Source organism: Desulfobulbaceae bacterium (genome assembly GCA_013792005.1).
Classification (GTDB): Bacteria; Desulfobacterota; Desulfobulbia; order Desulfobulbales; family VMSU01; genus VMSU01.
In genome coordinates this window covers 1-6,026 of sequence record VMSU01000235.1, presented here as the reverse complement: position 1 = coordinate 6,026, position 6,026 = coordinate 1, and the positions used below count along the sequence as shown (strand labels likewise).

Below are 6,026 nucleotides of genomic sequence, written 5' to 3'. Positions count from 1 at the left end.
TATATCGCACCTTTTGCTTAGCCATCCCCGGACTTTTTTGCGAGATTGTCAGACATGATCTGACGCTATTTACGATGACGAAAAAACGAAATATTACACTCGATAAGTTTTTTCAACAAGTTCATTGATAAATTTTTCAGGATCTGCCACACCCGCTGCTGAAATAATCAACTCCGCAGCCGACTGCTTCTGTCTGATCAGGCGCAGTCCATACTCGAGAAAACGCAATAACGGTTGACACATCCCGTCTATATTCTCCATAGTTTGCGGAGAACGAGTCAAAATGTAATCGATGGCGGTTTCATCAAAGGTGATGGTGGCTTGGCAGCGGTCACCAAGAATCTTTTGCCACCCTCTGATGTGGTCGACGAGGGAAACAAACAGGTCACAAACCATATCAGCATCACATGGCTCATCAACGATCTTGGCGGCCATCAGCTTTAAACGCTCAGGAGTCATCTCCACACCACGCTGTGCCAAGCTCACGGATTTTTTTATTGTAAGGAATGCGATAAGACGTTGAGTTTCCGACTCTTTAAGTATGGCGTAGCCTTCTTCATGGCGTCGACGGCAGTTGGGATCTTTCAACAATGATTGAAGTTCCGCCTCAGGGTCTACCAGAATTGCCTCATCCACCACCAAATATTTGATATCGGTTGAAGGGAGGGTCCTTTCAAATGGAAGCAGAAGATTTTCCACAACCCCTACCAGTCCCCTCGCCCCAGTCTTTTCGCACAGAGCCTTTTCCGCTACCTGCCCAAAGATATCAGGATTAAAGCTCAACCGTATGCCATAGACCAGAAAATCGAGCTTTTTGGCGTTGATCAGGGCGCAATTAGGGTTTAACAATATTTCCTGTAAGTCTGCCACTGTCAATTCTTCTAAAACGGCGCATACCGGAAGCCTACCAATAAATTCGCGTTCAAAACCAAACTGAACCAAGTCCTCGGCTTTAACTGCATCAAGTTGGCTTGCAACTTTGGACTGAGAGAGAATGGAACCTTCAAAGCCAATCGTCTGGTGATGAAGCCGTTTGCCAACAATCTCGGCAAGACCGTCAAAGGCGCCACTCATAATAAACAGAATATTTTTGGTATTTACAATTCGCTTCTCACGCTTCCCTGTTGCCCGATAATGCTCCATAGCCTCTATCTGGGAAATCATGTCATGAGAAACCTTTAAATCGACTTCTGTCTCCTCCATAGGCTTTAAAAGAGCACGTTGAACACCCGCTCTAGAGACATCGAGTCCTTGCCTGCCGATCGACCCGGCAATCTTGTCAATTTCATCAACATAGATGATGCCGTATTGAGCGCGTTCAATATCGCCATCAGCCTCCCTGACCAGATCCCTAATCAGATCTTCAACATCGCCACCAACATATCCGGTCTCACTGAACTTTGTGGCATCGCCTTTGATTAAGGGCACCCCCAAACGTGCTGCAATCAATTTGATCAGAAATGTCTTGCCGACTCCGGTAGGACCAATGAGCAGGATATTGTTCTTAATGCGTCCAGCAAGGCTGTTGTCAGACAGGCCATGGTCCTTGGAGTATCGGATACGGTTAAAGTGAGTGCAGATCTTGGTCGCCAGTACCGCTTTTGCCCGGTCTTGCTTGATGATATATTCGTCGAGGTAAGCGATTAGGTCCTGGGGTTTGAGGTCAAAACGGTAGAGTTGCTCTTTATGGGACGACTCGGACTTTCCCTTACCGTCCTTATCCTCTTTGACAGCAGGATGAAGTCCAGTGGAAACTATGGTAATCCGGTCTCCGTATTTACGAGATAGATAGTCACCAATTTCTTTTTCCAGTTCTTTTTGATCAGGGAGTGTTGTTTCTTTAGTATTCATGAAAAATCATGCCTTTACCGCTATTACTGGGGACAAAAAACAGCTGTTTCTAAGATGGTGTCCGATGAGTTCTTTTGATGACTGAACCTTGATGGCGTCGCAAAAAGCCCGATCTACTGCGTTGCAGCGCACTTTTGCTTAGCCCTCCCGTGACTTTTTGTGAGACCATCAACCTTATGGTCATTTTATTTGTAACTACACAGGTTAACGGTAATCAGTTATCGGTTTACGGTTAAAAGAATCATGGTTAGTCATAAATCATCGCATGACACTCAATGTCAGTGTGTTCTCAGCCATTGGCAGGACCCAATCACCGTCAACTGTCAACCGTAAACCGACAACCTTCTAAGTTACAAATCATTTATCGATATCTATATCTAAATGAAATCAATACATTTTCTGACGATTTGTATCTTTCATAATAAACACCGGCGGCAGCCCGGTTGAGAAGCTGAGCAGTTATTTTTATTTTAGCATAAAGCGCTGTTGAAAACCTTGAAAAACTGCAGGGTGAGCGTGAACTCTGCGTTTCTACTTCAACGGGAAAGGCATGGCGTACATTTGTCGTTTATCAGGAATAATTAAAAAATACAGTACCATATGTTATTAAAAAGAAACGTGGCTCTTAACTATTCTCAGCTAAACCTTCGGATGAAGATGAAAATAGTTAAGAGCCACAAAAGTTATTCTACCCCACGGATCTTACGGTGAAGATGACTCCGTTCTACGCCAATCTGTTCTGCTGTTTTAGAAATATTGCCATCGTTTTCCGCGATCTTGGCTTGAAGAAATTGTCGTTCAAACTCGCGTCTGGCGTCTTTGAAATTCATTGCCAGAATTGAGTTAGGGATCAGACATTCACCAAGGGCAGAGGGAGAGTTTGTTATTGCTAAGTCGGCCTCATGATCTGACGTTTGCTCATGTTTAGGGAAGGGCAACCCAAGAAGCTGGCAGATGAAATCTTCAGACACCTCGCTATCGGGAGCCATGATCAATGCCCTTTCAACAACATTACGCAACTCTCTGACATTACCAGGCCAGTGATGTCTCGTCATCGCCTTGATAGCCGAAGTGGTAAACTTCTTGGCAAGCAGACCCTTTCCTGCATATTCGGCACTGAAATCAGCCACCAGATCCCCGATATCCTCTAGCCTTTCCCGTAAAGGAGGCATAGTCACTGGCACAACGTGCAGGCGCCAATAGAGGTCGACACGAAAACGACCTGCAGCAATCTCCTGCTCCAAGTCTTTGTTAGTGGCAGCCAAAACTCGAACATCAACAGACAAAGTCCGACCACCTCCAACCCGCTCGAATTTTTGTTCCTGGAGGATTCGCAAGATTTTCGCTTGTGTCTTCAGACTCATATCGGCAATCTCGTCCAGGAACAAAGTGCTGCCATCAGCAAGATCGAATTTCCCTCGTTTACTTGCGGTAGCACCGGTGAAAGCGCCCTTCTCATGACCAAAAAGTTCGCTTTCGATCAACTCTTCGGGGATGGCTGCGCAATTCACCTCAATCATTGGTTTGTGTCTACGTTCTGAGTACCGATGGATGGCTTGAGCCACCAGTTCTTTGCCTGTCCCGTGCTCTCCGAGAATCAGAACCCAGGCGTTGGTGGGGGCAACTCTGGCAATCAACTCCTTAACCGTCACAATTGATGACGATGCACCGGTAAGTTCCGGCTTGCCCTCGGTCTTTTGCCTGAGAATAGCATTCTCTTTCTCTACCTGGGAGAGGTGAAGCGCGTTTTTGATCGAAAGAACAATCTTGTCGTAGCCTGGAGGTTTCTCGATAAAATCATAGGCCCCCATCTTGGTAGCTTGGACTGCAGTATCGATAGTACCATGTCCTGAAATCATGATTACCGGAAGGTAAGGGTTATGCTCCTTCATCCTCCTTAGAGTTTCAATTCCATCAATTCCGGGCATCCAGACGTCCATCAGCACCAAACTAACCTGCTCTTTCTCGATGATCTGCAGTGCTGTCTCCCCGGAGTAAGCGCAGAGCGGTTGATACCCCTCATCCTGGATAATACCTTTGATTGACTCAACGATACTTTTTTCGTCATCAACGATGAGTATTTTCATTTTAAAACCTTATAAAAGCTAAGCAACGGTAACAAGGGGAAGTTCAATGAAGAAAACCGCTCCCTGGGGTTTATGGTCTTTAACTCTAATATATCCGCCATGGTCAGCGATAACTGTATTGACGATGGCAAGGCCCAGGCCAGTGCCGGTCTTTTTGGTGGAAAAGTAAGGTTCAAAGACCCTATTCTTGTCGAGGTCGTTGATTCCAAGCCCGTTATCCTTCACTTCGATTATGGCCAGTCGTTCATCACGATGAGCGGCGATCTCCACATCAATAGCTCCCCCAGGTACCGGGACAGCGGCTACTGCATTATCGAGCAGATTGACAAGTACCCGCTTCAACTGCTCCGCGTCGAAATAAAATGCTGGCACTCCTTGATCAACAAAAGTGAACGAAATCTCCTTATGCGCCTCTTGAAAAAGAATCAAGACCTCAGAGACTATCACTCCGAGATGATTGATTGATTTTCTCACAACGGGCATCCGGGCAAAACTGGAAAATTCGCTGACCAGGTGTTTTAACTCATCAACCTGTTTGATAATAGTCGAAGTACATTGATCAAAGACTTCCCCTTCTCCTGCCAGTTTATCCAAGTAGCGTTTTCGCAACCTTTGGGCAGACAGCTGAATAGGGGTCAGGGGATTTTTTACCTCATGGGCAATTCGTCGAGCTACCTCCCGCCACGCAGCCATTCGTTGTATCTTTTCAATCTCAGTCAGATTATCAAAGACTATGACAACGCCAATTGACCTATTTTCTTCATCCTCTAACTTAGTAAAATTGACTCGCAACGAGAGCGTTTCATTATTAACCGTAATCTTGATGGAACGTTGAATCGAGCTTCGGCCGGACTCTGCCAATTCGTCAAAAAAATGCTCCAGAATAGAGAGATGGTTCAAACGGAGGATTGATATATAATTCTTGTTGATGATATCCTCGCCCTTAATCCGTAACAGTTCTTCGGCGAATTTATTGATGGTCAACACCCTGCCCTGACCATCCAACGATATCACTCCGGCTGTGACATTCTGGAGAATAATTTCTGTGTATCGACGTCGCTTTTCAGTTTCATCGTTGACTTGACGCAAGGCTTGATGGGCTTCGGCAACTTGCCTTGTGCTGGATAATAAATCACGAGTCATACGGTTGAACGAGTCAACGAGCATTCCCATTTCATCGGCGGAACTTTTTTCCAGAACAAAATCAAGTTCACCGTCAGCAACCCGTTTCAAGCCTTCCGATAATTGTGCCATTGGTCGGGTCAATCCGCTTGACACATAAAAACCGAACCAGATCGCGCTGAAAATTATAAGTAAGGTAACGATAAGAAGCACTACCAGGATACTGGTCTTGAGTGGGTTCTTCAACAGCAGAAGCTGTCGATATCCTTGGATCCCTTTTGAAATAGTACTCAGTTTGGCTAACCGTTCTGCCGGGATTAATCTGCTTGTCACGAGCAGGTAGTGCTCTTCGTTTTGACTAAACTGGGTCAAGGTCCGAACAACTTCTCCACTGTGAACGGCCAACGAATCGGAAAGTTCCACCTCTCCACTTAATCCACGGCGTAGCAGCTCTGCAGAGAGTATCGGTAAGGGAGCGCTACTTTGATCATTCATCAAATCCACCACCCGTTGCCGATCACTACTGTAAATTGTCAGTCCTGTCAGCATGAAGGTCTTGAGTTGTGCCCTCAGATAAGAAATTTGATCTCTCAAATCTTTTCCCTCTGTCTCTTGAGTGAGGACAGAGGCAAGAAGCACACCATCTTTCTTAAGTTGATCTTTTACCTCTTGATACACTTCCTGGGCCAACTCCAGTGAGACATTAAGTGATCGATCGACGTTGCTGTTAAACCAATAGTCCATACTGGTAGAGACAAATTGCAGAGATACAAAGAAAAGCAGCGTGGTTGGAATAAGGGAAAGGGAAACAAAGGAGATGACCAGCTTGGTCCTGAGTGAAGTGCCTAAAATCCGTCGCCTGCGATCAAAAACCAATTCCACCAAGTTCCTCATGGTTAGAAACACCATGAGTAGAAGAAGAATAACGTTGAGATTGATCAGGATAAAAACCAAGACATTACCGCT

General features: G+C 45.6%; 3 protein-coding genes. All 3 read right to left on the bottom strand.

Translation table 11 applies throughout. From position 1 onward, the window contains the following. Positions 1–93: 93 nt before the first annotated feature. Positions 94–1,851, bottom strand: coding sequence for an AAA family ATPase (locus tag FP815_15455; protein ID MBA3016328.1), 1,758 nt, complete (start codon positions 1,849–1,851; stop codon positions 94–96). 683 nt (positions 1,852–2,534) lie between these two features. Continuing rightward, positions 2,535–3,938, bottom strand: coding sequence for a sigma-54-dependent Fis family transcriptional regulator (locus tag FP815_15450; GenBank protein ID MBA3016327.1), 1,404 nt, complete (start codon positions 3,936–3,938; stop codon positions 2,535–2,537). Positions 3,939–3,956: 18 nt separating this feature from the next. Further along, a partial coding sequence (locus FP815_15445) for a HAMP domain-containing protein (GenBank protein ID MBA3016326.1) occupies positions 3,957–6,026 on the bottom strand: 2,070 nt, incomplete at its 5' end.

Excerpts from the sequence above, each read along its gene's own strand:
- FP815_15455 (MBA3016328.1), bottom strand. The coding sequence starts at position 1,851 with ATGAATACTAAAGAAACAACACTCCCTGATCAAAAAGAACTGGAAAAA.
- FP815_15450 (MBA3016327.1), bottom strand. The coding sequence starts at position 3,938 with ATGAAAATACTCATCGTTGATGACGAAAAAAGTATCGTTGAGTCAATC.